27 protein-coding genes and 1 tRNA gene are annotated in these 26,098 nt (G+C 71.7%); 16 read left to right on the top strand and 12 right to left on the bottom strand.

What is annotated here, in order from left to right; translation table 11 throughout:
* Positions 1-52 precede the first annotated feature (52 nt).
* Positions 53-835 (top strand): SURF1 family protein, encoded by a 783-nt coding sequence (locus tag FR742_RS30505; protein ID WP_187281370.1) that lies wholly within the window; start codon positions 53-55, stop codon positions 833-835.
* A 2-nt stretch (positions 836-837) separates the two neighbouring features.
* Complete coding sequence (locus tag FR742_RS30500) at positions 838-1,140, top strand: DUF3817 domain-containing protein (protein WP_187281369.1); 303 nt, start codon at positions 838-840, stop codon at positions 1,138-1,140.
* Between the two features lie 19 nt (positions 1,141-1,159).
* Here the strand turns inward: FR742_RS30500 and FR742_RS30495 are convergent, their stop codons facing one another.
* The 3 genes from FR742_RS30495 to FR742_RS30485 all read right to left on the bottom strand — a co-directional run bounded on the left by FR742_RS30495 (position 1,160) and on the right by FR742_RS30485 (position 3,414).
* Entirely contained in the window at positions 1,160-1,351 is a 192-nt protein-coding gene (locus tag FR742_RS30495; RefSeq protein ID WP_148034129.1) for a hypothetical protein, read from the bottom strand.
* A gap of 94 nt (positions 1,352-1,445) precedes the next feature.
* Positions 1,446-2,525 carry a protein kinase domain-containing protein gene (locus FR742_RS30490; protein WP_187281368.1) on the bottom strand — a complete coding sequence of 360 codons (1,080 nt, stop codon included), beginning with the start codon at positions 2,523-2,525 and terminating at the stop codon, positions 1,446-1,448.
* Positions 2,526-2,571: 46 nt separating this feature from the next.
* Positions 2,572-3,414, bottom strand: a complete 843-nt coding sequence (locus FR742_RS30485) for an arylamine N-acetyltransferase (RefSeq protein WP_261808825.1) — start codon at positions 3,412-3,414, stop codon at positions 2,572-2,574.
* A 72-nt stretch (positions 3,415-3,486) separates the two neighbouring features.
* Here FR742_RS30485 and FR742_RS30480 point away from each other — a divergent pair, with 72 nt between their 5' ends.
* Genes FR742_RS30480 through FR742_RS30455 form a run of 6 tightly spaced genes read left to right on the top strand, consistent with a single transcriptional unit; the run spans position 3,487 to position 12,186 of the window.
* Complete coding sequence (locus FR742_RS30480; protein ID WP_187281367.1) at positions 3,487-4,170, top strand: response regulator transcription factor; 684 nt, start codon at positions 3,487-3,489, stop codon at positions 4,168-4,170.
* Entirely contained in the window at positions 4,167-7,937 is a 3,771-nt protein-coding gene (locus FR742_RS30475; protein ID WP_261808824.1) for a DUF4153 domain-containing protein, read from the top strand. Before FR742_RS30480 ends, FR742_RS30475 begins: the two co-directional genes overlap by 4 nt.
* Positions 7,938-7,948: 11 nt before the next feature.
* Complete coding sequence (locus FR742_RS30470; RefSeq protein ID WP_261808823.1) at positions 7,949-9,484, top strand: amidohydrolase family protein; 1,536 nt, start codon at positions 7,949-7,951, stop codon at positions 9,482-9,484.
* Positions 9,485-9,520: 36 nt separating this feature from the next.
* Positions 9,521-10,600 carry an alanine racemase gene (locus tag FR742_RS30465; protein WP_148034914.1) on the top strand — a complete coding sequence of 360 codons (1,080 nt, stop codon included), beginning with the start codon at positions 9,521-9,523 and terminating at the stop codon, positions 10,598-10,600.
* A complete protein-coding gene (locus FR742_RS30460; RefSeq protein ID WP_148034124.1) occupies positions 10,597-10,977 on the top strand; it encodes a RidA family protein in 381 nt (126 codons plus the stop codon). Before FR742_RS30465 ends, FR742_RS30460 begins: the two co-directional genes overlap by 4 nt.
* Positions 10,978-10,989: 12 nt before the next feature.
* A complete protein-coding gene (locus FR742_RS30455) occupies positions 10,990-12,186 on the top strand; it encodes a hypothetical protein (protein WP_148034123.1) in 1,197 nt (398 codons plus the stop codon).
* A gap of 35 nt (positions 12,187-12,221) precedes the next feature.
* Here the strand turns inward: FR742_RS30455 and FR742_RS30450 are convergent, their stop codons facing one another.
* Positions 12,222-12,764, bottom strand: a complete 543-nt coding sequence (locus FR742_RS30450) for a TetR/AcrR family transcriptional regulator (RefSeq protein ID WP_148034122.1) — start codon at positions 12,762-12,764, stop codon at positions 12,222-12,224.
* A gap of 4 nt (positions 12,765-12,768) precedes the next feature.
* Positions 12,769-13,386: a LysE family translocator gene (locus tag FR742_RS30445; RefSeq protein WP_148034121.1), complete on the bottom strand. Its 618-nt coding sequence runs from the start codon at positions 13,384-13,386 to the stop codon at positions 12,769-12,771.
* 100 nt (positions 13,387-13,486) lie between these two features.
* Here FR742_RS30445 and FR742_RS46440 point away from each other — a divergent pair, with 100 nt between their 5' ends.
* Positions 13,487-16,222: a helix-turn-helix transcriptional regulator gene (locus FR742_RS46440; RefSeq protein WP_148034120.1), complete on the top strand. Its 2,736-nt coding sequence runs from the start codon at positions 13,487-13,489 to the stop codon at positions 16,220-16,222.
* On the opposite strand, the gene FR742_RS30435 is transcribed toward FR742_RS46440, so the two are convergent.
* Positions 16,212-16,589, bottom strand: a complete 378-nt coding sequence (locus FR742_RS30435) for a response regulator transcription factor (protein ID WP_148034913.1) — start codon at positions 16,587-16,589, stop codon at positions 16,212-16,214. The two genes, FR742_RS46440 and FR742_RS30435, sit on opposite strands and share 11 nt — an antisense overlap.
* Before the next feature lie 115 nt (positions 16,590-16,704).
* Here FR742_RS30435 and FR742_RS30430 point away from each other — a divergent pair.
* A tRNA-Arg gene (locus FR742_RS30430) sits at positions 16,705-16,776 on the top strand.
* 432 nt (positions 16,777-17,208) lie between these two features.
* Here FR742_RS30430 and FR742_RS30425 read toward each other — a convergent pair.
* Genes FR742_RS30425 through FR742_RS30410 form a run of 4 tightly spaced genes read right to left on the bottom strand, consistent with a single transcriptional unit; the run spans position 17,209 to position 19,718 of the window.
* The gene (locus FR742_RS30425; protein ID WP_148034119.1) at positions 17,209-18,093 is read right to left on the bottom strand and encodes a hypothetical protein; all 885 of its coding nucleotides are present in this window, start codon (positions 18,091-18,093) and stop codon (positions 17,209-17,211) included.
* Positions 18,090-18,668 (bottom strand): RNA polymerase sigma factor, encoded by a 579-nt coding sequence (locus FR742_RS30420; RefSeq protein ID WP_148034118.1) that lies wholly within the window; start codon positions 18,666-18,668, stop codon positions 18,090-18,092. Before FR742_RS30420 ends, FR742_RS30425 begins: the two co-directional genes overlap by 4 nt.
* A 43-nt stretch (positions 18,669-18,711) precedes the next feature.
* Positions 18,712-18,912 carry a hypothetical protein gene (locus tag FR742_RS30415; RefSeq protein WP_148034117.1) on the bottom strand — a complete coding sequence of 67 codons (201 nt, stop codon included), beginning with the start codon at positions 18,910-18,912 and terminating at the stop codon, positions 18,712-18,714.
* Entirely contained in the window at positions 18,909-19,718 is an 810-nt protein-coding gene (locus FR742_RS30410) for a bifunctional 2-polyprenyl-6-hydroxyphenol methylase/3-demethylubiquinol 3-O-methyltransferase UbiG (RefSeq protein WP_148034116.1), read from the bottom strand. The genes FR742_RS30415 and FR742_RS30410 overlap by 4 nt, the downstream gene beginning before the upstream one ends.
* A 103-nt stretch (positions 19,719-19,821) precedes the next feature.
* Here FR742_RS30410 and FR742_RS30405 point away from each other — a divergent pair, with 103 nt between their 5' ends.
* On the top strand, positions 19,822-20,313 hold the full coding sequence (locus tag FR742_RS30405; protein ID WP_148034115.1) for a hypothetical protein: 492 nt from the start codon (positions 19,822-19,824) through the stop codon (positions 20,311-20,313).
* Positions 20,314-20,316: 3 nt separating this feature from the next.
* On the opposite strand, the gene FR742_RS44770 is transcribed toward FR742_RS30405, so the two are convergent.
* Complete coding sequence (locus FR742_RS44770) at positions 20,317-20,610, bottom strand: hypothetical protein (RefSeq protein WP_187281366.1); 294 nt, start codon at positions 20,608-20,610, stop codon at positions 20,317-20,319.
* 182 nt (positions 20,611-20,792) lie between these two features.
* A complete protein-coding gene (locus tag FR742_RS30395) occupies positions 20,793-21,464 on the bottom strand; it encodes a hypothetical protein (protein ID WP_187281365.1) in 672 nt (223 codons plus the stop codon).
* 522 nt (positions 21,465-21,986) lie between these two features.
* Here FR742_RS30395 and FR742_RS30390 point away from each other — a divergent pair.
* The 5 genes from FR742_RS30390 to FR742_RS30370 all read left to right on the top strand — a co-directional run bounded on the left by FR742_RS30390 (position 21,987) and on the right by FR742_RS30370 (position 26,037).
* Positions 21,987-22,490, top strand: coding sequence for a DUF433 domain-containing protein (locus FR742_RS30390; RefSeq protein ID WP_261808822.1), 504 nt, complete (start codon positions 21,987-21,989; stop codon positions 22,488-22,490).
* A gap of 63 nt (positions 22,491-22,553) precedes the next feature.
* Complete coding sequence (locus FR742_RS30385; protein WP_261808821.1) at positions 22,554-22,922, top strand: hypothetical protein; 369 nt, start codon at positions 22,554-22,556, stop codon at positions 22,920-22,922.
* Positions 22,923-23,107: 185 nt separating this feature from the next.
* Positions 23,108-23,722 carry an RNA polymerase sigma factor gene (locus FR742_RS30380; RefSeq protein WP_148034114.1) on the top strand — a complete coding sequence of 205 codons (615 nt, stop codon included), beginning with the start codon at positions 23,108-23,110 and terminating at the stop codon, positions 23,720-23,722.
* A complete protein-coding gene (locus FR742_RS30375) occupies positions 23,719-24,369 on the top strand; it encodes a hypothetical protein (protein ID WP_148034113.1) in 651 nt (216 codons plus the stop codon). Before FR742_RS30380 ends, FR742_RS30375 begins: the two co-directional genes overlap by 4 nt.
* 243 nt (positions 24,370-24,612) lie before the next feature.
* A complete protein-coding gene (locus FR742_RS30370) occupies positions 24,613-26,037 on the top strand; it encodes an aminotransferase class V-fold PLP-dependent enzyme (RefSeq protein ID WP_148034112.1) in 1,425 nt (474 codons plus the stop codon).
* Positions 26,038-26,098 lie beyond the last annotated feature (61 nt).

Raw genomic sequence — 26,098 nt, 5'->3', positions numbered from 1 at the left:
CCTGCGGCGGGCTGATTACGAGACCGGTCACGTGGGCGGATACTTTTAATCCATGCTCAAGACCCTGCTCTCGCCGCGCCTGCTTGGGCTGCACCTGCTCACGATCGGGGTCGTGATCGCGTTCATCATGCTGGGCCGCTGGCAGCTCGGCGTGTTCGAGGACTCGGGGCGGCCGGTGATGACCACCGACCCCGCCCCGGTCCCCGTCACGGAGCTGGCCCCCCTCGGCGCGCAGATGCAGGGCACCGCCGTCGCCCGCAAGGTCACCGTCGAAGGCGTCTACGAAGCCGGCCGCCAGCTCCTGGTCGCCGACCGGCGGCCCGACGTCGACGCGCCCGGCGGCAAGGTCTCGCGCGACCACGGCTACTGGGTGCTGACCCCGATCAGGCTCGACGACGGCACGCTGATGCCGGTGGTGCGCGGCTGGGTGGCCGACGCCGCCGACCCCGCGGCCACGGCCGTGCCGGCGGGCCGGATGAGCGTGCCGGGCCGGCTGCGCCCGCAGCAGGGCAGCGACACCGTCCAGCGCAGGCAGGAAGGGCTGCCCCCCGGTCAGGTGCAGACGGTGGCGACCGGCGAGCTGGTCAACCTGTGGCAGGGCGAGCAGGTGCGCAACGGCTACGTCGTGGCCGAGCCGCCCTCAGGGGCGCTCACCCAGGTCGTCTCGCCGCCGCCGATGGCCGGCGGCGAAGTCACCTGGCGCAACCTCGCCTACGCCGCCAACTGGTGGATCTTCGCGGGGTTCGCCGTGTTCATGTGGTTCCACTTCGTACGCGACGCCGTACGAGCGGATCGGGACCGTGAAGAGTCCCCCGAAATGGTTCTGGAAGGTTAACGGTGGAATCGGCTCTCAAGCCCTTCCGGGTGCTCGCCTACATCGTCGGCGTCATGCTGCTCGTGCTCTGCGGCGGCATGGTGCTGCGCTACGGCTTCGACATCCCCGGCCCGTCGAAGGTGATCTCGCCCATCCACGGCGGCCTCTACATGCTCTACCTGGTCGCGGTGATGAACCTGGGCATGAAGGCCCGCTGGGCGTGGCCCTACATGCTGGGCGTCATGCTCGGCGGCACCGTGCCGTTCCTGTCGTTCTACGTCGAGCGCCGCGTCACCCAGCGGGTGGCGACGGCGGCGGAGGCCTGAGGGCCCCCGCCGGATCGCCTCAGCGGCCGATGCCGCGCCGGCGGGCCCTCTTGAGCCGCTCACGCTGCGACGGGTCGAGCATGAAGTAGCCGACCACCGGGGCGGCGACCACGCCGAGGACGACGAGCAGGGTCAGCCAGCCCGGAAGGAAGATCCACGAGAACAGGACTGCCACGCCGGCGCCGATGGCGTACTTCTGGATTGGCGACATACTCAACATCCTCCGAACGCGGAGCGCACGCCCCGCCTCTCCCACATTCTGCGTCGTGCGGACAACGAGCGAGCCCACCGCCGGGGTTCCCCGATCACGATATATCGCAACGGGCCAGTACGTCGAGCAGTTGCCGCCGCAGCGCCTCCGGCGTGGGCCGCCCGGCCGGCGGCCCTGACAGCAATCCGACCAGATACGGCGCCAGCGGCCCCGCGCGCAGCAGCGACGCGCCGGGAGCGGGCGGCCGGCCCTCCACGGCCAGGAACAACGTGGCCCCGAGCGCCCACAGGTCGCCCGCCGGACCCGGCACCCCCTCCGGCGGCAGGTAGGCGGGCGGCGGCGCCGGCACCGGCGGTGGGACCAGCGCGGCCCGGCCCTCGGCGTCGATCAGCACGGTGCCCGGCTGCACCCCGCCGTGGTGCTCGCCGCGCCCGTGCCACGCGGCGAGCCGGTCGAGCACCGCCAGCCCCACGCCCGCCACCCGCGCGGGCGGCAGCGGCCCGTCGGCCGCGACCACCTGCTCCAGGGAGCGGTCCGACGCGAGCCGCCCCAGCGTCCACTCCAGCGCGTCCACCGGCGGCACGGCCGGCGTGAGCATCGCCCTGATCAGCGCCCGGAGCGGGTCCGAGGCCTCGGCCGGCGCCTGGCCGGGCGGCCTGCCCTCGACCGCGAAGTGCAGCGTGGCGGCCAGTGACCACAGATCGGCGCCCGGCCGCATCCCCATCGAGGGCAGCCCGAACCCGGTCAGCAACGCCCGCCCGGTCGGCGACAGCAGCACGTTGCCCGGCTGCACCCGCCCGTGCACGATCCCGGCCGCGTGCGCCGCCGTCAGCGCCGACAGCACGTACACGCCCACCCGGGCCGTCTGCCGCACCGGCAGCGGACCCCGCCCGCGCACCGTCTGCTCCAGCGACGAGCCCTCCGCGAACGCCGTCACCAGCCACGGCTCGCCGTCCTCCACCGGCACGTCGAGCAGCGGCGCGATCGCCGGATGCACGAACCCCACCGTCCGGCGCGCCTCCCGCACCGCCGTGTCCAGGCTCCCGGCGGGGGCGCGCAGCCGCCGCACCACCACGTCACGGTGCTCCACCTCGTCGAAGGCCAGCAACAGCTCGCCCCCGCCGAGGGGGTTCAGCAGCCGATAACGCCCCGCGAGCTTCCCGGTGTCTCCCATGGCCACGTGCACCAGCGATACGCCTCCCGACGAGCTGTGTACCCCGTCAGGCAAGCCACGCCTCATGCGCGGCGTGCAACCTGCCCCACAGCTTCTCCTTCTCCCTGCCGCTCACGTCCTCCAGCGGCAGGGAGAAGACGTCGGCCAGCGCGGCGAAGTAGTCGCGGGCGCTGTCCAGCGTCACCCTGTCGGCCCCCACGCCGAGCCGTGACAGCACCAGCCCGCGCAGGCTGTCGATTCCCCGCGCGTCCCGCCGCTGCACCACCGCGACCCGCACGAACCCCGACTCCGGCGACGTGGTCAGGTGCTCGTGCTTGGCCGCGAAGTCCGCCATCACGGCCGGTTCCATGCCGAAGTCCATGCGGATGAACGAGCCGCTCGGGTCGTGGTCCAGCCGCCACCCGCCGGGCGCCATGTCCGACGGGCGCAGCCCGTACTCGTGCGGGCCCTGACGGTAGACGCCGGAGACCAGCGGGAGCGGCTCGTGCAGCCCGTCGCCCAGCCCCACGTCCGCCAGCCACGCGCCACCCGGGTTGGTCTCGTCCGGCAGCCCGGACACGGTCAGCACCAGGTGGTTGCCGGTGATCCCCGGCTCCTCGCCCCGGCCCTGCGCCCCGCCCACATGCCGCGTCACCGCGTAGCCGAGCGCCGCCAGCAGCTCGGAGAACGCCCCGTTCAGGTGGTAGCAGTAGCCGCCACGGCCGCCGAGTATCCGGCCCGCCGACTCCAGCGGATCCACCGTCGTGGGCCTGCCCAGCCAGATCTCCAGCACCTCGTACGCGACCCGTTCCACGTGCGCGGTGTGCAGGGCGCGCAGGGCGGCGGCGGAGGGCGCGGCGTGCTCCAGTTCGGGCAGGCCGAGACGGCGCAAGTATCCAGGGATGTCCACTGCCCAAGTCTGCACCGGATGTGCACGAATTGGGGAGTGCCGTCTGCACACCCCGCTTCTAGGCTCTCGATTGTGACGCAGCGGCGACGCATTCTCGTGGTGGAAGACGACCAGACGATCGCGCTGGCCGTGCGCGACCGGCTGGCCGCCGAGGGGTTCCAGGTCAGGACGGCCGCCGACGGGCAGACCGGGCTCGCCGAGTTCGACCGGGCCGAGCCCGACCTGGTGATCCTGGACCGGCTGCTGCCGGGGCTCGACGGGCTGGAGGTGTGCCGCAGGATGCAGGCCGCCCGGCCGGTGCCCGTCCTCATGCTGACCGCGCTCGGCGAGGAGACCGACGTGCTGGTCGGGCTGGGCGTGGGCGCCGACGACTACCTGGCCAAGCCGTTCAGCATGCGCGAGCTGGTGGCCAGGATCCACGCGCTGCTGCGCCGGGTGGAACGGGCCGGACAGCTCGCCGCCGAGGACACCGTGATCAAGGTGGGGGAGGTGCGCATCGACACCGCCGCCCGCCGGGTCTTCGTCCGCGGTGCCGAGGCCCAGCTCACCCGCACCGAGTTCGACCTGCTGCGCCGCCTCGCCGAGCGGCCGGGCCAGGTGTTCGAGCGGGAGCGGCTGCTGTCGGATGTGTGGGGGTTCTCCGAGGCGGCCGCCACCCGGACGGTCGACAGCCACGTGCGGGCGCTGCGCCGCAAGCTCGGCTCCGACGTGGTCCGCACCGTGCACGGCGTCGGCTACGCGCTGGTGCGGCCATGAGACCGCTCGACTTCCTGGGCCGGATCAAGGTCAAGCTCGGCATCGTCATCGTGCTGGCCGTCGCCACCGCGTTCGTGGTGAACGAGGTCGGCATCAACTCGGGGCTCTCGCGCGAGGTGCGCATCGGCGTGGCCGTGGCGCTCGCCCTCATCATGGTGCAGCTGCTCGCCATGGGCATGACCAGGCCGCTGCGCGAGATGGCCAGGGCCGCCCAGACCATCGCCAAGGGCCGCTACTCGCTGCGCGTCCAGGCCACCTCGCGCGACGAGGTGGGCGAGCTGGCGCGGGCCTTCAACGCGATGGCCGCCGACCTCGGCGAGGTCGACCGGCAGCGCCGCGAGCTGGTCGCCAACGTCAGCCACGAGCTGCGCACGCCCATCACCGGCCTGCGCGCCGTCCTGGAGAACGTCGTGGACGGCGTGTCCGCGCCCGACCCCGTCACCATGCGCACCGCGCTCGCCCAGACGGAACGGCTCGGCCGGCTGGTCGCCCAGCTCCTCGACCTGTCCCGGCTCGACTCCGGCGCGCGGCTCATCGAACCGGAGGCGGTCGAGCTCCGGCCCCTGGTGGAGCAGGCCGTCCTGGAGGCGGCGCTGGCGCGCGAGGACGTCCGGCTCGCCACCTCGGTCCCCGCCGGGCTCGTGGTCCTCGCCGACCCCGACCTGCTGGCGCAGGTCCTGGCCAACCTGCTCGACAACGCGGTACGGCACAGCCCGCCGGACGGCACGGTCACCGTGACCGCCTCGCCTTCCGGGGCCGGGGTGTGTCTCTCCGTCGCCGACCGGGGGCCGGGCATCCCGGCGCCGGCCAGGGCGCGCGTCTTCGAACGCTTCTCCAGGCTCGACGCGGGACGCACCGCCGACGGCGGGGGCGCCGGGCTGGGCCTGGCCATCGTCAAGGAGATCGTCGAACTGCACGGCGGTTCGATCCGCATCGACGACTGCGCGGGATGCCGCATGCTCGTCGACCTACCAGGGAGGACTGCGATGGCGCCCGAAGAGGCCCGCCCGCCACGTTCCCAAGATCCCGCGCCTTCCCCCATCACGGCATCCGCCCTCACCTCGACAGATCCAGCCACCGCCAACCCCGAACTGGCCGGCGCCGTACCGGCCGGTGCCGCGCTGGCTGGCGCCGAACCGGCCGATCCCGAACCCGCTGACGCCGAACCGGCTGGCGCTGTGTCGGCTCGGGCCGTGCCTGCGAGGTCCGACGGCGTCGATGCCCTGCGCGTCGACTCCACGCTCACGACCGCTGGACGTGCCGAGGCTTCGGATGCCGACCCCGCGCCGCCCACGCAGGCCGGTTCGGAGCACGTCGGCTCGGGGCGATCTGACGCGTCGCGTGCCGGGTCTGGTCTCGCGCACGCGTCCGGGTCGGTCGGCGAGAGTTCGGAGGGCGTTGATGCGCTCGCGGTGGAGGCCGGGCAGGAGGACTCGGCCTCCGGGGTGGTGGGGGGCGTGCTGCCGGTGCCGGGGGATGACTCGCCGATCAAGGGGCTGGTCAAGATCGTGGCTGGGGGGATCGTCGGGCTGGCCGTGGGGTTCGTGGCCGGGTTGCTCGCCGCCGCTTTCGCGAGCGTGATCTTCGGGGACTCGGCCGCGGTGGTCACGCTCGTGTGCGTGACCGCGTTGTTCGGGGCCATCGGAGCGTCGCTGGGCGCCAGCGCGGCCCGCCGCGCCGCCGAGCACGCTCACCTGGTCGCGACGTACGGGCCGGTCGCGCAGGCGTACGGATCGGCTGGTCCGGGCGGGGAGGCCGGGCCGGGCGGGCGTGCGCAAGCGGGTGCGAGCGGGCAGACGTACGCGGCAGCCGGTGCGGGTGTGCAGGGGCACGGCCCGGTCAGTTCAAGCGGACAGGTGCCACCAGGCGGGCCGGGGTCCACTGGACAGCACGACCCGGGATCCGCAGGACAGCTCGGGCCGAGGCCCGGAGGGCAGCTCGGGTCGGGATCTGCAGGACAGCACGGATCGGGGTCCGCAGGACAGCACGACCCAGGAGCTGCAGGGCAGCACGGGTCGGGATCCGCAGGGCAGCTCGGGTCGAGGTCCGCTGGGCAGCTCGGGTCGGGATCCGCTGGGCAGCTCGGGTCGAGGTCCGCTGGGCAGCACGACCCAGGAGCTGCAGGGCAGCACGGATCGGGGTCCGCAGGACAGCATGGGGCGAGGTCCGTAGGACAGTACGGGGCGGCGTCCGTAGGGCAGCACGGATCGGGATCGGCAGGTCAGTACGGGCTGGGAGCGGGTGGTGCGTACGGGCCGCCGCCGGTTTATACGCCGCCGCCGCTTTTCCCGCGGCCGGAGCTGCCCGAGACGCCTCGCTGGCTGTTGCCCACGGCCGGAGGGGCGGGGGTGTTCGCGGCGATCGCGCTGCCCGATGCCCAGATCGGGCTGGGGATCGTGCTGGTGTGCGTGGTGCTCGGGGCCGCCGCGCTCCCGGCCGTCGTACGGCGGATGACGCCGTGGACGATCGCGTTCGGACTCACCTCGTACTGGCTGATCGCGATGGCGGCCGTCAGGGACGCCGACTGGCTGGTGACGATCCTGCTCCTGGCGGGGGCGGGGCTGGCGGCGCTGGCCGTGTCGGGCGCGGGGCTCGGATGGCTGGGCGTCATCAGGGGAGGCGCCTCCATCCTGCTCGCGTTCGGCCCGCTGCCCTGGTTCCTGGCCGCGCCGCTGAAGGGCCTGGCGGCCAGGCGGCGGATCCTGCCGACGCTGACCGGGCTCGGCATCACGGCGGTGCTGCTGGTGGTGTTCGGGCTCCTGTTCTCCTCGGCCGACCCGGTGTTCGCCTCCTACGTGGAGCGGCTGACCACCACGCCCGACTGGGCGGAGTCGCTGCCGGCGCGGATCGTGCTGTTCGCCGTGTTCGCGGCGCTGCTGGCGGCGGTGGTGCTGGTGGCGCTCCGGCCGGTCGCCGACCCGGTGGGCCCGGACATCAAGATGCCGGTGAGCAGGTCCATCTGGCTGGTGCCGCTCACCGCGGTCAACCTGCTGTTCGCGGCGTTCGTCGCGGTGCAGATCACCGCGCTGTTCGGCGGCGACGCGTGGGTGCTGAAGACGGCGGGCCTCACCTACGCCGAGTACGCCAGGCAGGGCTTCTTCCAGCTCGTCGTGGTCAGCCTGGCCGTGCTGGGCATCGTCGCGGTGGCCGCCGGCGTGATCAAGACCGAGCGTCGGGAGCGGTGGGTGCTCGCCGGGCAGCTCGGCGTGCTCTGCGGGCTGACCATGGTGGTGCTGTTCTCCGCGCTGCACCGGATGGACCTCTACACGGACGCGTACGGGCTGTCCCGGCTGCGGCTGTCGGTGGAGGCGACCGTCTACTGGCTGGGGGCGCTGTTCGCGCTGGTGCTGCTGGCCGGGGCGGGGCGGCTCGCCGGGCGCGGCTCGGGGTGGCTGCCGCGCACCATCGTCCTGGTGACCGGGCTGGCCCTGGGCGCCTTCGCGGTGGTGAACCCGGACCTGCGGGTGGCGGAGTCCCAGGTGGCGGTGCGCGGCGTGCAGAAGCTGGACTCGGACTACCTCGGCGACCTCGGGGCCGAGGCGGTCCCGGCGCTGGACCGGCTGCCGGAGCCGCTGCGCAGCTGCGTGCTGGCCGACGTCGTGGCGGCGAACGGGCTGGACCGGCCCGACTCGTGGAACGGCTGGAACCTGGACAGGACCGCGGCCCGCGCCCTCCTCGCCGAACGCCCGATCATCGGCAAGGATCTCTCGGACCCGACGCTGACGCGTTCTGACGGGTCGTGTTTCGTACAGGCTCCTGGTGGTTGAATCTTGGGGTGATGTTCGACGTAGTCATCAGCGGCGGGCGGGTGCTCGACGGCACCGGGGCTCCCCCGTACCGGGCGGACGTGGGGATCACCGGTGACCGGGTCACGGCGGTCGGCCGGCTCGACGGCGCCGGGGCGGCCGCCGAGATCGACGCGGCCGGGCGGCTGGTGGCTCCTGGGTTCGTCGACTGCCACGTGCACGGCGACGCGGTGGTGTTCGACCGGTCGGTGCAGCTCGCGGCGCTCCGGCAGGGCGTGACCACGTTCGTGCTCGGCCAGGACGGGCTGTCGTTCGCGCCCGGCTCGGCCGAGACCGTGGCGTACGCGTCCCGCTACTTCGCGGCCGTGAACGGCCCGCTCGGCGAGGGCCCGCTGACCGTGGCCGAGCTGCTCGGCGGCTACGACCGCGCGGTCGCGCTGAACACCGCCTACCTGCTGCCGCACGGCACGATCCGCTACGACGTGATGGGCGCCTCGCCCGCCCACGCCTCCCGCGACGACCTGGCGCTCATGCTGGCGGCGGTCGAGCGCGGCCTGTCCGAGGGCGCCGTGGGGCTGTCGAGCGGCCTGGAGTACCTACCGGGACGTTACGCGGGCGCCGACGAGCTGGCCGAGCTCTGCCGCCCGCTCGGCGGTCTCCCGTACGTCACCCACATGCGCGCCTACGGCGCCAGGGCCGAGACCGGCATCAGTGAGGTGGTGGAGATCGCCACCCGGTCCGGCGCGGCCGTGCACGTCTCCCACCTGCACGGCCCGGCCGACCTGCTGCTGCCGCTGCTCGACCGGGCGCAGGCCGGGAGCGTCGACCTCACCTTCGACACCTACCCCTACCTACGCAGCAGCACGATCCTGGCCATGGTGGCGCTGCCGCCCCAGGTGCCCGCCGCCGACACCGAGAGAGCCCTGGAGATGCTCCGCTCCGGAGAGCTCGACTCCTGGTGGCCGGAGCTGGAGCGGACCTGGCCGCGGCTGACCGTCTCGCACGCGCCCGGCCTGGAATGGTCCGAGGGCATGACCATGGTCGCCGCGGCGGAGCGCGCGGGGGTGGAGCCGGCCGAGTTCTGCCGCCGCCTGCTCGTCGAGACCCGCCTGGAGGCCGGCTGCGTGTCGGCCCGCCCCGACGAGGGCCCGGCGGGGGAGGAGTCGGTGCGCCGCGTGCTGCGCCACCCGTCGCACACCGGCGGCTCCGACGGCATCTACGTGGGCGGCCATCCGCACCCGCGCGGCTTCGGGGCGTTCGCCCGTTTCCTCGGCCGTCATGTCCGCGAGCTCGGCGACTGGACGTGGGAGCAGGCCGTGGTCCACCTGTCGTCCCACCCGGCGCGGCGGTTCGGGCTGGCGGACCGGGGGCTGCTGCGTCCCGGGTTCGCCGCCGACGTGGTGGTGCTGGACCCGCGCACCGTCGCCGACAGAGCCACGTACGAGGCGCCGCGCACGCTCGCCGCCGGGATCGGCGACGTGCTGGTGTCGGGGGAGCGGGTGCTGGCGGACGGCGAGCTGACCGGGGCCACTCCCGGCAGGGCCCTCCGGCCAAGATCCGCAGGATAAGGTCAGAACCGGGCAGAGGGGGAGTGCGTGCCGGAGATGCTGGGGCGTTCGGTGTTCGGCGGGGAGCTGGGCTTCCCGCTGATGGTCGTGCACCGCGACGCGCTGCACCACAACATCGCCACCATGGCCGCCTTCGCCCGCGACCACGGCATGGAGCTCGCCCCGCACGCCAAGACCCACATGTCACCCGAGATCTCCGCCCGCCAGCTCGACGCGGGCGCGTGGGGGCTGACGGTGGCCACGCCCGCGCAGGCGCGGACGGTGCGCGGGTTCGGGGTCGGCCGGATCATGGTGGCCAACCAGGTCGTGGACCCCGCGGGGCTGCGCTGGGCGGCCGCCGAGCTCGACGTGGACCCCGGGTTCACGCTGATGTCCTTCGTCGACTCCCCGGCGGGAGCCGACCTCCTGGCCGCCGCCGCCGGCTCGCGGCCGTTCCAGGTGCTGGCCGAGCTGGGCCATCCGGGCGGCAGGGCGGGGTGCCGTACGCTCGACGACCTGCTGACGCTGGCCGCGCACGTCCAGCGGACCGACGGGGTCGAGCTGGTGGGGGTCGCCGGGTACGAAGGATCGCTCGCCACGGCGCAAGAAGTCCGGAAATATCTGGATCTGTTGCAGGAAGCCGTCGAACACCTCCGCCTCCGCACACCCATCCTCACCGTCGGCGGCAGCCAGTGGTTCGACGTGATCGGCCGCCACCTGGTCGCCACCCATGCCAGGGTCATCCTGCGCAGCGGCGCCTACGTCACCCACGACGACGGCTACTACCGCGAGCGCACCCCCTTCAGCCGGATCGACGGCGAGCTGCGCCCCGCACTGGAGGTGTGGGCGCACGTCCTGTCGACCCCCGAACCCGGCCTCGCGGTGGTGGGCATGGGCAAGCGCGACGCCCCGTACGACGAGGGGCTGCCCGTGCCCAGGCGAGGCGGCGTCACCGTCGTCAAGATGCAGGACCAGCACACGATCGTGCGCGCCGACGGGCTCAGGCCCGGCGACCTGCTCGCGTTCGGCATCTCCCACCCGTGCACCGCCTTCGACAAGTGGCGCGAGCTGCCCCTGGTCGACGGCGACTACCGGGTTGCCGGCACCATCACCACCCGTTTCCAGGAGCAGCCGTGAAGAAAGAGCTGAGAACGACCGAGGGCGCCGCCCCCATCGGCGCCTACTCGCAGGGGCTCGTCGTGGGCGACTTCGTCTACACCTCCGGCATGGGCCCGCTCGACCCGCAGACCGGCGAGCTCGCAGGCGACGACATCGTCACCCAGACCCACCAGGTGATGCGCAACCTCGGCGCCATCCTGGCCGCCCACGGCCTCGGCTTCGACGACGTCGTCAAGGCGACCGTCCACCTCCAGCACCTCAAGCGCGACTTCGCCGCCTACAACGAGGTCTACCAGTCCTACTTCACCCAGCCCTACCCCGTACGCACCACCGTCGGGTCGCAGCTGCTCGACATCCTGGTGGAGATCGACTTCGTCGCGCACAAGAGCGCCTGAGGGACGCCCGTCGTGGACAGTTCGGTGTTCGCCTTCGTCGAGGACCTGCGCGGCGAGGGCGTCGAGCGGGTGCTCGACAGGATCAGCGGGTACGGCGCGGCCGGCGTCACGGTCGGCGCCGTCCACCACGCCGCCCGCGACGTCACCCCGCACGGGCTGTCCCGGCTGACCGTGCGCCGCGACGGGGCCCACTTCCCCCCGCCCGGCGACCTGTTCTCCGGCCTGCGGCTGCGGCCGCCGGCCGGACACCAGGACGCCTTCGACGGGCTGCGCGAGGCGTGCGGCGAGCGCGGCCTGCGGCTGCACGGCTGGACCGTGTTCCTGCGCAACGCCACGCTCGGCGAGGCGCACCCCGACGTGACCGTGCGCGACTGCTTCGGCGACCGCGGCTCGCCCGCCGACCTGTGCCCCGCCCATCCTGACGCGCGCGCGTACGCCGTCGCCCTCGCCAGGGCGGTGGCCAGGCTCGGCGTCGACTCCGTGGTGGCCGAGTCGCTGCACTTCAGGCCGCTGCGGGCGGAGCGCTCGTTCGTGCCGCTCGGGCCGATGGACGCCTACATGTTCGGGCTCTGCTTCTGCGACTACTGCATGCGCCGCGCCGCCGACCTGGGCGTGGACGCCGAGGTGGCGCGCGAGGAGTGCGCGAGGATCCTCGGCGGCGTGCTCGACGGCGACCCGCCCGCGCAGGGCGAGGTGACCAGGGCCGCGCTCACCGCGTACGCCGGACCCGACGTCGTCGCCTACGCCCGCGCCCGCTCCGAGACCGTCACCACCCTCGTCTCCGAAGTGGCGTCGGCCGTCGGCGACGAGGGGTCGAGACTGGTGTTCGCTGACGCGACCGGCGGCGTCAAGGGCTACCGCGACGGGCTGCCCACCCCCGGGCTGGCCGCCCACGACGCCTGGCAGCTCGGCGTCGACCTGGTGGCGCTCGGCGACCTGGTGCCCGCCTTCGCCGTGCTCGCGTACGCGCGCGACGCCGCCAGGGTGGCCGACGACGTCGGCGCCTACCTGCGCTCGGTCGGCAAGGACCGCGAGGTGCGCGCGGTGCTGCGGCCCGGCTACCCCGACAGCGACTCCGCCGACCGGCTGGTCGCCAAGGCCCGCGCGGCCAAGGCGGCGGGCGCGTCGGCGGTCGACTTCTACGCCTACGGCCTCATGCCGCACCCGGTGCTCGACCGCATCCCGGCCGCCCTCTCGGAGATCCGCTGACCTGACGTACGGCACGCTCCCGCCGTACGCGGCCTTCAGCCGACCCCGTCCAGCACCGCCGCGACCGCGTCCCGCGCGAACCCGTCAGGCAGGGGCACCCCCCGGAACACCGACCTGACCCACACCGCCCCGGCCAGCAGGTCGACCACGAGCATCGGGTCGACCGACTCCTTCAGCTCGCCCCGCCGTACCGCACGCTCGAAGATCTCGCGTTCCCTGGCGAACCGGTCGGCGAAGAACCGCCGCGCGTCCAGCTCCGGATGCTCCACCGCCGCGCCCAGCGCGGCCACCGCGACATCCGCGGCCGGCGGCTCCGACAGGAGCCGCACCACCCCCTCCACCAGCGCGACCAGGTCGCCGCGCAGGCTCCCCGTGTCGGGCGCCGTGAACCCCAGCAGGTCGGCCTCGACCAGCGCCGCGCCCAGCAGCGCCGCCTTCGACGGCCACCACCGGTAGATCGTCGTCTTGTTCACCCCGGACCGCTCCGCCACACCCTCGACGGTCAGCCCCGCGTAGCCCTTCTCGGCCACCAGACGCAGCGTCGCGTCGAAGATCTCCTGCTGCTTCCTCGGCGCCATGCGATCATTTTCTCCCGGCGAACGCGGTGGCCACGCCAAGACCGAGATAGACGACACCGCTCACGTACCTCAAGGTCCTGGCCCTGCGGGCGAGCCGGCCGCCCAGAGCGCCCGCCGCGACCGCGTACACGACGTCCGAGATCAGCCCGAGCAGCAGCAGCGTGAGGCCGAGCACCACCACCTGCAGCGCCGGCGACCCCGCCGACGGGTCCACGAACTGCGGCAGGAACGCCAGGAAGAACAGCGTCACCTTGGGGTTCAGCACGTTGACCAGCACGCCCTCCAGGAACACCTGCCGCAGCGGCTGCCGGGGCGGCTCCCGCGTCGTCTCGTCGTCCTTCGCGGTGAACGCCCTGATCGCCAGATAGACGAGGTAAGCGACGCCCGCCCACTTCACGATCGCGAACAGCGTCGCCGACTGCGAGATCACGTACGACAGCCCCAGCGCCGCCGCGGCGATGTGCACCAGCGTGCCCGCCTCCACCCCGAGCGCGCTCGCCAGGCCCGCCGACCGGCCCTGGGCCAGCCCCCTGGCGGTGATGTAGAGGTGGTTGGGCCCCGGGACCAGCACCAGGGCGAGCGAAGCGGTGGCGAACAGCAGGAACGTCGTGAGGGAGACCATGCGCTGACTGTACGAGCACGTTTGGTCCCCATATAAGGGCCAATCCGCCCCGCTTGAGGTGGGCCAATCGATTGTCGGCCCCGCATGGCATAGTGACGGCGTGAACGGTTCTCTCGTCGGGCGAGCGACCGAGCTTTCCCGGCTCGTCCGCGTGCTCGAAGCGGCCGCGGCCGGCACCGCCGGGGTCGCGCTCGTCGGCGGCGACGCCGGCATCGGCAAGACCCGCCTCACCACCGAGCTGGTGGCCGAGGCCCGCGAGCGCGGCTTCCGCGTGCTCGTCGGCCAGTGCGCCGAGCTCGGCGACACGCTGCCCTACCTTCCGCTGGCCGACGCCCTGCGCGGCGCCGAGCCCGCGGTGGCCGCGGCCGCCGCCGCCCACCCGCTGCTCGGCCAGCTCCTGCCCGGCACCGAGACCGCCCCGCAGGCCGGCCTCACCCAGCAGCGGCTGTTCGGCTCGCTGCTCGGCCTGCTCAACGAGGTCCAGCCGGTGCTGTTCGTGATCGAGGACCTCCACTGGGCCGACCGGTCCACCCGCGACCTGCTCGTGTTCCTCAGCCGCATGGTGCAGACCGAGCGGGTCTGCGTCGCCGGCACCTACCGCACCGACGACATCCACCGCCGCCACCCGCTCCGCTCGGTCCTGGCCGAGCTCAAGCGCCTGCCGACCGTCACCAGCGTCGAGCTGGGCCCGCTCGGCGCCGGCGAGATGTCCGACTACGTGTCCACGCTCGGCTCCGTCGCCGCCCGCGACCTCGGCCTGATCATCAGCCGTGCCGACGGCAACCCGTTCTACGCCGAGGAGCTGTTCGCCGCCCTGGCCGAGGGCGACGACCTGCCCGACGGCCTGGCAAGTTTGCTGATGTCCCGGGTCGAGGTGCTCTCCGAGCCCGGCCAGCGGGTGCTGCGCGCCGCCGCCGTCGCCGGCCGCCGCGTCGAGGACGAGCTGCTGCGCGAGGTCTCCGGGCTGCCGCTGCCGGAGTTCGAGGAGGCGGTGCGGGAGATCGTCTCGCGCGGGCTGCTCCGCGTCCACGGCCAGGGTTACGCGTTCCGCCACGCCCTGCTGCAGGAGGCGGTCTACAACGACCTGCTGCCCGGCGAGCGCACCCGGCTCCACGCCGCCTTCGCCCGCCTGCTCACCTCGCCCGCCGAGCTGGCCCACCACCACCTCGCCGGCCACGACCTGGCCGGCGCGCTGGCCGCCTCCGCCGAAGCCGGCCGCCAGGCCGAGCGCCTCGGCGCCCCCGCCGAGGCCCACAACCACTACGACCGCGCGCTCGGCCTGTGGGACCGCGTCGACCGCGCCGAGGAGCTGGCCGGCGAGACCCGGGAGACGATCGCCCTCCGCAGCGCCGTCGCCGCCGCCGACAGCGGCGACAACCACCGCGCCGTCACCGCCCTGCGCGCCCTGCCGCAGACCTCCGAGGTGAGCGAACGGCTCGCCTACTACCTCGCCGAGATCGACCACCTCGACGCCGCCGTGGTGGCCGCCGAACACGCGGTCGCGACCGCGTCCGACCAGGTCTCGCTGGCCAGAGCCCTGGCCACGCACGCCCGCGCCCTCCTGTGGACCCCACGCCACGCCGAGGTCGAGGAGCTCGCCCACCGCGCCCTCGACACCGCCCGCCGCGCCGGCGCCAAGGACGCAGAGACGAGCGCCCAGATCATCCTCGCCATCTACACCGAGCTCCACCACGGCCTCACCAAGGCCCACGACCTGGTGCGGCTCGTCACCACCGAGCGCACCGGCGACCTGGCGATGGACCTGCGCGCCCGCTTCCACCACGCCCGCATCCACTACGACCAGGGCCTCATGGCCGAGGCGGCCGAGGTCGCCGACGCCGGCATCCGCCTCGCCTACGAGACCGGCCTCAACTGGAGCACCTACGGCACCGAGCTGCGCTTCCTCCGCTTCCTCATCCACTACGCCTCCGGCGACTGGGACCAGGCCGAGGCGGTCGCGTCCGGCTTCGCCGCCCGCGTCGGCACCATCCCGGAGGCCACGCTTTCGTCGTTCGCCCTGTTCATCGAGGTCGGCCGAGGCAGCCCCGACGTGGAGAGCCGCCTGGAGTGGCTGAGCCCGTTCAGGCACGACCAGTTCATCGCCTACATGTTCCGCGGCCTGGCCGCCGAGCACGCCCTCTGGAAGGGCGACCCGGCCGCCGCCCTCGACCACGTACGCGCCGCCCTCGACGCCCTGCTCGCCGGCGACGCCGCCAGCATCCGCATCGCCGCCGTCGGCCTCTGGGCCCTCGCCGAGCTCGGCACCACCGACGGCGCCGACGACCTCCTCGCCACCGCCCGCCACGCCGTCGAGTCCGGCATCGTCGGCGAACGCGTCCAGATGGGCCCCGAGGGCCAGGCGTGGGCGCTGCGCGCCGAGGCCGAATGGCACCGCGTCCACGGCCGCCCCGACCCCGAGCTGTGGCGCCAGGTCGCCGGCGCCTTCTCCTTCTTCCCCTACGAGGAAGCCCGCGCCCGCTGGCGCCTCGCCGAAGCCCTCCTCGCCTCAGGCGACCGCGACGCCGCCGAGGCCGAATGGTCCCGAGCCGACGCGACGGCCACCCGCCTGCGCGCCGAACCCCTGCGCCGCGCCCTCGCCGACCTCGCCCGCCGCGCCCGCTTCGGCGGCGGCGGCACCGACGGCCTGCTCACCGCCCGCGAGCACGAGGTGCTCGGTCTCGTCGCCGAAGGGCTGACCAACAAGGAGATCGCCGGCCGGCTTTTCATCGCGCAGAAGACGGTCAGCGTCCACGTCTCCAACATTCTCGCCAAACTCGACGTCTCCACCCGCACCCAGGCCGCGGCCATCGCCCGCCGCGACGGCCTCATCCCGTGACGAGGTCCCGCACCACCTGGATCAGCTCGGCCGGATCGAACGGCTTCGTCAGATAGGCGTCGACCCCGATCTCCCTGCCCCGGCGCTTGTCGTCGTCCTGCGCCCTGGCGGTGATCAGCACCACCTTGATGTGCCGCGTCGCCTCGTCGTTCCGCAGCCGCGCCGCCGTCGTCCACCCGTCGAGCATCGGCATCATCACGTCGAGCGTGATCAGATCCGGCCGCACCTCCAGCACCCGATCCAGGCAATCCTGCCCATCGGTGGCCGTCTCCACCTCGAACCCCTCAAGGTTGAGATTGACGGCGATGAGCTGACGAATGACCTCGTCATCGTCTACGACCAGAACTTTGCCAAGAACGTCACCCACGGCGGTCAAGCTAGCGGTAGCGGGGCGGTCACGTGGGGTTTTCTGTGGATGTGTTGGCGGACGGTTATCTGGTGCGGAGTGGGTGCGGGATACTGGTAGCCTTGGTTCTCGTTGAGCCCCCTTAGCTCAGGGGATAGAGCACCGGCCTCCGGAGCCGGGTGCGTAGGTTCGAATCCTACAGGGGGCACTCACGATCAGCCGGGCCGGACATTGTCTGACCTGGCTTTTTGCTTTGTTTCCGTATCCACGTGACCTTGCCATCCTGCGACACCGTGAGACGAGATGCGCGAGTCATGCGCGATTCCTTGATCATCGGTCGTCCTCTCGGGCGCGGTCCATCCGCTCGATCCACACTTCGTCGTAGGCGGCCATGCAACGGTGGTAGAGCCGCTGCAGCACCTCCACGCTGTGCCGGCCCTTGGGCTACCTGAGCTGCGGGCACACCGACAGGAGTCGCCGCACGTCGTGCCGACCATCGTTGAGCTTGTGGACCGCTGGCGGCGAGTGGGAGGCGACGTTGGCTTGCCCTGATTCGCCAGGTTGCCCGATAACCGGGAAACGAAGCTCCACCCGTCGGCCACGCCGGCTTGTGAGGCCGGCGCCGCCGCGGGTGGCCAGGTCAGTCGCGTGTGGAGCCGCCTGTGGCAGACGTATTCAGCTGCGCGCTCGTCCGGCCGGTGAGCTCCTCGAGGGAGACGCTGTGCCGTGACCCGTCCTGAAGGATTGCCGTGACGCTCTTGACACCGCCACGAGGTGAAACTCTCTCGCGCTGCTCCGTCGTCGGCGCGTCCGGCCACCAAGCCGCGAAGTAGCCGCCGGTGACGGTCGCGGTCACGCTGCCTTTCGCCTCCGTGGAGAGCTCCAGACCCACCACGTCGGCACCGACCCTGCCGGTCACGGTACGCACGCTCTCCTCACTCGTGCTCATGACCGCGCCGAGGGCGGCCCGCGCCGACTCCGCGGGAACCGGCGGAAGCGGTTGTGCGTCGGGCCCCGGCGTGCTGCCGTGCGAGCCGACGAGGTCGCCATCGTGGAGCAGGCAAGTGATCTCGGCCAGGTAACTGCTGTCGTCGTTGACGTAGACGAGCGTCCACGGCCCCCGGCCCTCGGTCACCACGGGCCGGAAGCCGAGCTCGCGCCCGGTTGTGCGCTTGGCGGTGTCTCGAGCGTTGTCGAGGCACTTCTCCTGGGCGTCGGCGGCCCGGTCACCGCTCACCGTGTGCGGCGTCGCGGTCCACGCTGCCATCGCCGAGCCGCCACCGAACACGCCGGGCAGCAGCAGCGCTGCCGTGATGCCGACGGCCACCCCTGCGCCGACAGCGGTGAGGCGCCTGGTGGTGAGCAGGCGCGGGCTGCTGGTCGTCGGTACGGGTGCCTCCATCGGGTCGGTGGCCACCACCCGCGCCAGCAGGGCCCGAGCCTTGGGGTCGATGTTGGTATCCAGGTCAGCGGGAGTGACGGCCGGGTCGAGGTCGCGCAGGGCGTGGTCGAGGGTGTCGTTCATCGCATGCTCCGGGAGTCCACGGTGGCGGTTGCCACGGGCTGGGTCGTAGTGGCGGGGGCCGCGTCGGCGTGGCGGCGCAGAGCACGCCGGGCCCGGGTGAGCCGAAGCCGGAACGCGACGGGAGAAATGCCGAGCACTCGCGCGGCCTGTGGGGCTGTGAGGCCGTCCCACACGGCCAAGGCGAGCGCCTCCTGGTGGAGCGGGCTGAGCCGCCGCCACGCCTGGACGAGGTCGAGCCGGCGTGCCACCGACTCGGGGTCCAGCCCGGCCGCCGCGGCGCCGGTCAGCTGGCTGTCGGCGATGCGAACGGTGAGCGCCTGCCGCCGCTGGTCGGCCCGCATCCCATTGCGCAGAGTGAGGTGCGCCACGCCGAACAGCCAGGCCCGCGCTTCCTCCGCCGCCGGCGGCACGTCATCTAGGCGCCGCCAGGCGACGAGGAACACATCAGCGACCACGTCCTCGGCGTGGGAGGGGTGGACGCGACGCTCGACGAACCGCAGCAATGCGGCATACGTCTGCTCGTAGAGGTGGGCGAAGCGCTGGGTGCGCGGCGGCCCCGTGTCGGTGACGTTCATGTCTAGGTCATGTCCGGCAGGCTCACAGGTGTGTCATGACCCGTCACGACGAGGCGTCGGTCACGGCCTCCTCCGTGCTCTCGCCGGTGACATCGTGTGCCGCCCTGGCCGGCAGCGTCGACCACATCCGGATCGCCATGACGGCCGATAGGGCCGCAAGCACTGAGATTACTTCCTCGCGAACCACTGGCAGTTTTTCCGGGCTCAACACGGCGGCCTGGAAGGGCAGGTCCTGACGGGTCATGGCGCCGATCCTTGTCGGCTCGCCTTGATGGAGAACATCAGCGGGATGCGCGGTCGGCCCTCCGGCAGCCGGTAAACCGGGCCGTGGGCCTCCAGGTTGCCGAAGCGCCTGAAGAGCGTGTGGTCGTGCTCGTGCAGGAAGTCGATGCGCAGCCCGGCCCAGGCCAGTGCGGAGATCACCTCGCCTAGGGTGTGCTGGAACTGTACGGACGTGGTGTTGGCCAGTTCTTCGGAGCCGGTGTAGGTGTACGGCTCGTCCCAGATCTGCGGATCGCTCCTGAAGTAGTCGAACGTGACGGTCGACCCCTCGGCGTCGTCCAGCATGTCGGTGAAGGGGTGGAACTCCGACAGGTACAGGAATCCGCCCGGCTTGAGCAGGGTGGCTACCACCTCGGCCCAGCGCCGCATGTCGGGGAGCCAGACGAGCGCGCCGATCCCGGTGTAGACGATGTCGTAGGCGCCGCCCAGCGCGGCGGGGGCGTCGTAGACGTCCGCGGCCACGAAGCGGGCTTTCAGGCCGCACTCCTCGGCCAGGGCGGTGGCGGTCTCGATGGCCTTCTCCGACAGGTCGAGCCCGCAGACCTGGGCGCCTCTCCTCGCCCAGGCGAGGGTGTCGAGCCCGAAGTGGCATTGCAGATGCGCCAGCGACTTGCCGGCGACGTCGCCGACCTCTTCGATCTCGAAGTCCCGCAGCGGGTCGCCGCCCGCCTTGAATCCGGGGACGTCGTAGAAGTCGCTGGCCACGTGGATGGCCACGCGTTCGTCCCAGTTGGCGCGATTGACGGCCAGGTAGTCGATCTCGCTCATGGCGGTCGAGCCTAGGGTCCCGCCCGGCGGTGACCCAACCGGATATCGCCAGCCTGAGAACGGTGATAGGGAATGCATAGGACGCCTGGCTACCATCGCGATCATGCAGGTTCCTGGTCCGCACTATTCCCCGTTTCATCCCCACAGCCGGCCGATGCCGCCCCCTGCGCCGCCCGTCAGCCGGGCGCTCGCCGGTTCCGCTCTGGTCTCCTCAGTCGTGATCGCGATCGGCGCTTTCCTGCCGTGGAGCAAGATGTTGGTGCGCGGTTCGGCGATCGAGGAGGTGACCGGGTTCGAGGATGCCGGCGTGGCGCCGTTTTTCGTCGCGTGGCTCGGTGCCATGTTCGCGGTCGCGGCACTGACCGCGGGCAAGACGACGAACGAGGCCGAGGTCGTGCCGGGGGCGGTCGGCTTGATTCTCTGCGGATCCAGTTGGCTCCTCACCGTCCGGAACTCTGACGAGGCTGTTCTCCGATGGGTCAGCGACGGGCTCTTCGTCTCCCTGGCCGGCTCGGTCGCGCTGTTCGTCATCGGCGTCATGGCGATCGTCCAGGACCGTCGGTGGCGCTGGGCGGCGGTGACACGGTCGGCTTGACGGTCACGCCGCCTGCCATCGTGGGAAGGGCGCTCGTCCCTGCGAAGGCCGGATGTCGTGGTTGCCGGCGAACAGGCGGGCGGGATCGTACTGTCGTTTGACCGCCGCGAGTCGCTCGCGGACGGCTCTCGGACAGATCGCGGCGACGTCCTCCTCGGTGGCGGAGGCGAGGAGTTGGCGTAGGCCCCGTCGGGCGTCGATTCCTGGCCGGCGAAGGCGCTCCGGGTGAACAGCTTGATGCCGGGCGTCGACGAGCGTGTCGGCGTAGGGCCTGGGCGCCACGTCGTTGTCGATCACCGTGCCGAGCCGGCGGATCGGGTCGAGGACCCTGGTGCCACCGCGTCGGCCTTGAACTCGGGCGGGTAGTTCTTCATCACCATCAGGGACATCTCTTCCCCTGGACCTCAAGATCCAGTCTCCAAGGTGTCCACGTTCAAGGGGAAAGGCCCGCCGGCGGCAGTACGAGAGGTGATGGCGCGTCAGGCATCGCGATCACCAGGGTCCGGCTGCCATCGGCCGATCCCGATGGCATCGGAGCTCGGTGACTCCCGCGAGTGAAGCTGCCGTCGGCACTCGTCCGTCAGCCGGGGATACACGCGGGGGATGGCCTCGTAGATGCGCTGTCTGAGCAGGCGCATTCCCGCCGCTTGGCCGACCCTGCCGAACAGTCCTTCCAGCTCACTGTTGTACGCAGTGAGCTCGTGGCGGAGGTAGTTGACCACCCATCTCTGCAGGGTCGGCTCGTCGACCTCCCCTTCCCGGGCGGGTGCCGGGATGTGATCAGGCCGGTCCCAGGCCCGCTCCGCATCAAGGCGGTTCCGGTGTGCGACCGCTTGGCGGGTCAGCACATCCCAGCCGACGACCGGCACCGTTATCGGCACGCGAGCGATGCGCCTGAGCGTTTCGTCACGCCTGCGATCTGCGGCGAGCAGCGCCGCCCGGGATCTTCGCTCGGCCCTGTCGCGCAGCCCGGCGAACGCCTCCGACTCTTCGGCGATGAGGACCCTCTCCGTCTCGTACAGTGGCATCGGTGCCGCGGACCGGAACATGGGATTGGACGCCAGCCTGTCGGGCGGACCTAGAAGCGCTCGGATCATGGCCGGACTCCAGCCGCGTTCCCGCAGCTTTGCCACGGTGTAGTGCTCAGTCATCGCTTCTCCTTCCTGCTGTGAAGACAGGATGGACGGCCTCAGGAGCGCGGCTCGGACACGAATCATGTTCTGTGGATAAGCTCCGTCGTGATCACGCCGCCTCTGGATGCGGCACGTCGTTCGCCATACCGAGCAGGTCGACCAGGGCGAGCATCGTACGAACGCGGCAAGCCGCGTGGCCGGCTGACCTGCGGCCCGGAGGTGGCGCCCTCACCACAGGTTGGCGGCGGGCTGTTGGTGACAAGCTGTGACAGGAAAACTGCTCGATGTGCTGACGTCCGGGCGCTTTGAAGAGCATGAACGTCGAGGAGATCTTTGCGATGATGGCCGGGTAGCGTTCCGCGTGCTCGAATGTGGAGGAGGTGATGCGGATGTCCTACAGTCCGAAGCTCGCCGCGGCGCTGTCGGGTGCCACGCTTCGCCAGCTCGCGCACTGGCGGAAGGCTGGTTCGGGCCGTGGAGCCGTGCTGGTTCCGGAGATTTCCGCCGTCCGCCCCGTCCTGTACTCGTTCCGGGGATGTGATGGCGTTGCGAACCTGCGTCAAGCTGCGTAACGATGCTTCGCTGCAGAAGATCAGAAGGGCGTTGGACACGCTCCGCGACGACCTGGGCGAATGCGATCACCTCTCGGCCTACCGGCTGGTGGCTGACGGCAGCAGCATCTACCTGGTTGCACCCGATCAGGCGGTCGACCTCGTCCGCAAGAAGGCCAACGTCGTCATCCACGAAATGGTGGACGTTTTGCGGCCGTTCTATCGTGACGGGCGCCATATCCCTGACCTCCTACGACCACGTGACCATGTGACGGTCGATCCGGCGGTCCGGGGTGGGATCCCGGTCATAGAGGGCACACGGGTGCCCTATGACGAGGTCGCCGCGCTTCTCAGGGACGGTGTTCCCGCTGATCGGATCCTTGATTACTACCCGAGTGTCACGGCGACGGCCGCGCTGGAGGCTGCGGACTTCGCCGACTATGTCGACAGCTACGAACCTCCCAGAGGACCGCGTGAGGCTGCTGCTGGATGAGAACGTCCCCAAGCCGCTTTACCAGGCTCTCAGCGCCTTCATCGTGACCACGAGATTGTTCACTTGCTTGACCTGTCCGGCTGGTCCGGAACGCGTGACGAGAGCCTCTATCCGCTGGCGGCTGCCGAGGGATTCCACGCGGTCGTGACCAACGACGGGCGGCAGATGCAGCGCCCTCGTGAGGTTGCGGCAATCGCGGCCTCGGGTCTGCACCGGATCGAGTATCCGCACAAGCACGGGGGCCTGGCGGGGATGGGTCTTGTCATCGCTACGGTCGCCGCGGGGCTCCCCGGCGCCTTGGCGGTGCTGGAGGCAGCGGATGGCCAGAGATTGGTCACGCTGCAGAGCATCGACCCCACATCGGCGGCTCGATTGCGTGTGATCGATCCGGTGGCGGATCCACCCAAGTTCTGGATCGCCTCTACTGACTGAATCGAGCGAGGGCTCGATGCCGGCCGGCCCTCGCCAGGGCAGCGCGAATAATCCGACATCCCCGTTGAAGATCTCATGGCGTACAAAGAGGGTGAGTGTGCTGCGGCGGTCTGCCGCCGATGACCTCGCCGCTCTAGTACTGCACCCGGCGGGAATGAGGGTGACCGGTCGGACAGTGCTTGTGTATGGACATGTCACTGCGCGCCCGGATACGTGACGGGGATGCCGAGGCGTTCGAGGTGCTCTTCGAGGAGATGGCCCGGCCGGTGTTCAGTCACGCCTTCCGATTGACCGGGAACTGGTCGGCCGCCGAGGACGTGCTGTCGCTGACCTTTCTCGAGGCGTGGCGGCTGCGGCATCGGATCGACGCCGACGGCGGGTCGCTGCGGCCATGGGTGCTGGGGATCGCCACCAACGTGGCGCGGAATCTGCGCCGGGCGGCGAGGCGGTACGACGACGCCCTGGCCAGGATGCCCAAGGGCCATCCCATCCCTGACTTCGCCGACCAGATCATCGGCCGCATCGACGCCGCCGAGCAGCTGGCCGCGGTCCAGCAGGCCTACGGCTCGCTGCGCCGACAGGAGCAGGAGGTGTTCGCGCTCTGCGTGTGGTCGGGGCTCGACCACGCCGAGGCGGCCCAGGCGCTGGGCGTCGCCGTGGGGACTGTCAGGTCCCGCCTGTCCAGGGCGCGCAAGAAGCTGGAGAAACTCGCCGCGGAACGGCAACAGGCCTCCGCGTCGCGACAGGTAAAGGGTGACCACGACAGCGTGGTCCGGTCCGTACGGGAGGAGAACCGATGAACAAGGCCGAGCGCGAGTCCCTGGCCGGGTTGCTGCCGTTCGAGGCGGAACCGCAACTCCCGGACGGCCGGCAGCGTCTACTCAAGGAGTTCGTCATGGTGGAAATCCGCAGGTCGGCCCCTCGGCGGCGCCTGGTCCGTCCCGCCCTCCTGGCCCCCGCACTGGCCCTGGGTGTCGCGGTGGCCGTGGGCGTCCCGGCTCTCCTCGGCGGTGGGACACCCGCGTACGCGGTGTCGAAGAACGCTGATGGGACGCTCACCATCACCATCAACCAGGCCAAGGACCCCAAGCCGCTGGAGGCCACGCTCCGAGGCATGGGAGTAAACGCGGTCGTCGACTACATCCCGGGAGGGAAGCGATGCTCGCCGCAGCCGCGTAGCACGAGTTTCCTGTCCCGGCAGGAAGCGCAGAACCCGGCCGACGGCAGGCCGTTCCACATCTGGCCGCCCAACACGGACGAACCGGGGTTCCGCATCGACCCGGCCGCGATCAAGCCCGGGCAGACGGCGGTGCTGGAGTTCAGCGTCTCCGCCGACGAGAAGACCGCCGGCATCTGGGCGAACATCTCCAACGGGCCCGTCGCCGCCTGCACGCTCGTGGACAGCGACGAGGCGCCGCTCGGCCCCCCGCCCGGCTGGGACGACTGACCGGAGGCACACACGATCAGCCAGGTCAGATGCCGTCTGACCTGGCTTTTTGCTTGTTTCCTCAGTCATGCCTCGCCATCCTGAGACGCTGCCGGATCCTCGCGGCGATCAACGCCTGTGCACACCACCACCCGGGACGTCCGCGTACCAACTGGCGGGCAACAGTGCCGGTGGACAGGTCGCCCAGTACGGACGCGGTCCGGCGGGCTCGGCCGGCACAAGCGCGATGTAAGGATACGGATCATGTCAGATGCCACGCAGTACCCCCTGGAACCGAACCCGGAGCAGGTGCGCCTGATGGGCGAGGCCGTGCTGGCCTTCGTCGAGGACTTCCTGCGCGACCTGCCGGAGCTGCCCGCCTTCGACCCGGCTCGCTCCGCCGCCCTGGCGGGGGCGCTGCGCGAGCCCGCCCCTGAGCTGGGCAGCCCGCTGTCCGGCCTGCTGTCCACGCTGCACGCGGCGGCCCGCGACGGCGCCGCCAGCGCCGGGCCCGGCTATCTCGCCTACGTGCCGGGCGGTGGCCTGTACGCCGCCGCGCTCGCCGACTTCCTGACCGCGGCCATGAACAAGTACGTCACCGTCTGGCAGCTGGCCCCGGCCTGCGCGCAGATCGAGGCCACGGCCGTCCGCTGGCTCTGCGACCTGTTCGGCTACCCCGAGGAGGCGCGCGGCATCCTCACCTCAGGCGGCTCCATGGCCAACTTCTCGGCCATCGTGACCGCCCGGGTCGCCCGGCTCGGCGAGAGCTTCCTCGACGGCACCGTCTACGTCACCGACCAGACCCACGCCTCCTGTGCCAAGGCGGCCCTGCTGGCGGGCCTCCCGCGCGCGCACGTACGGGCCGTGCCGGCGGGCCCGGACCTGGGGATGGCCCCGGACGCGCTGGCCCGGATGATCGCGGACGACCGGCGGGCCGGACTGCGGCCCTTCCTCGTGATCGGCAGCGCGGGAACGACGAACACCGGAGCGATCGACCCGCTCGCCGAACTCGCCGCCGTCGCCGGAAAGGCCGGGGCGTGGTTCCACGTTGACGCCGCTTACGGCGGCCCGTTCCAGCTCACCGAGCGCGGACGCGCCCGGCTGCGCGGCATCGAACTGGCTGACTCGATCACCCTGGATCCGCACAAGGCCCTGTTCCTGCCGTACGGGACCGGCGCGCTGCTGGTGCGCGACGGCGCCCTTCTGCGCCAGGCCCACCACATGGACGCCGCCTACCTGCAGGATCTCGGCGACGAGGACGACATCCCCAACTTCACCGAATACTCCCCTGAGCTGACCCGCGACTTCCGCGGCCTGCGACTGTGGCTGCCGATCAAACTGCACGGCCTCGACGCCTTCCGCCAGGCTCTGGACGAGAAGCTCGACCTGGCCGAACTGGTGCACGACACGCTGCGCAAGAACGGCTTCGAGGTCCCGTGGCGACCGAGCCTGACCGCCGTCGCCTTCCGCTGGGTGCCCGAGGAAGGCGACGCCGACGCCTTCAACGCCGAGCTGCTGCGCCGCGTGACGGCCCGGGGCCGCGCGCTGCTGTCCAGTACGCGGATCGACGGCCGGTACATGATCCGGGTGTGCGTCGTCAGCCACCGCACCCACCGCGACCGGGTCGAGGAGCTCCTGGACATCGTCAGCGAGACCTGCGCCGCGCTACGGGCCGAACACCTGGCGTGAGCTTGCCGACTGTCGGCTCGTTCGACCTCTCGCTGGACCGATGAGGTTCCGCAGGGGAAGC

This window comes from Nonomuraea sp. C10 (genome assembly GCF_008017515.1).
Taxonomy (GTDB): domain Bacteria; phylum Actinomycetota; class Actinomycetes; order Streptosporangiales; family Streptosporangiaceae; genus Nonomuraea; species Nonomuraea ferruginea.
The sequence above is the reverse complement of the archived record's forward strand: the minus strand, read 5'-3'. Positions and strand labels throughout refer to the sequence as shown.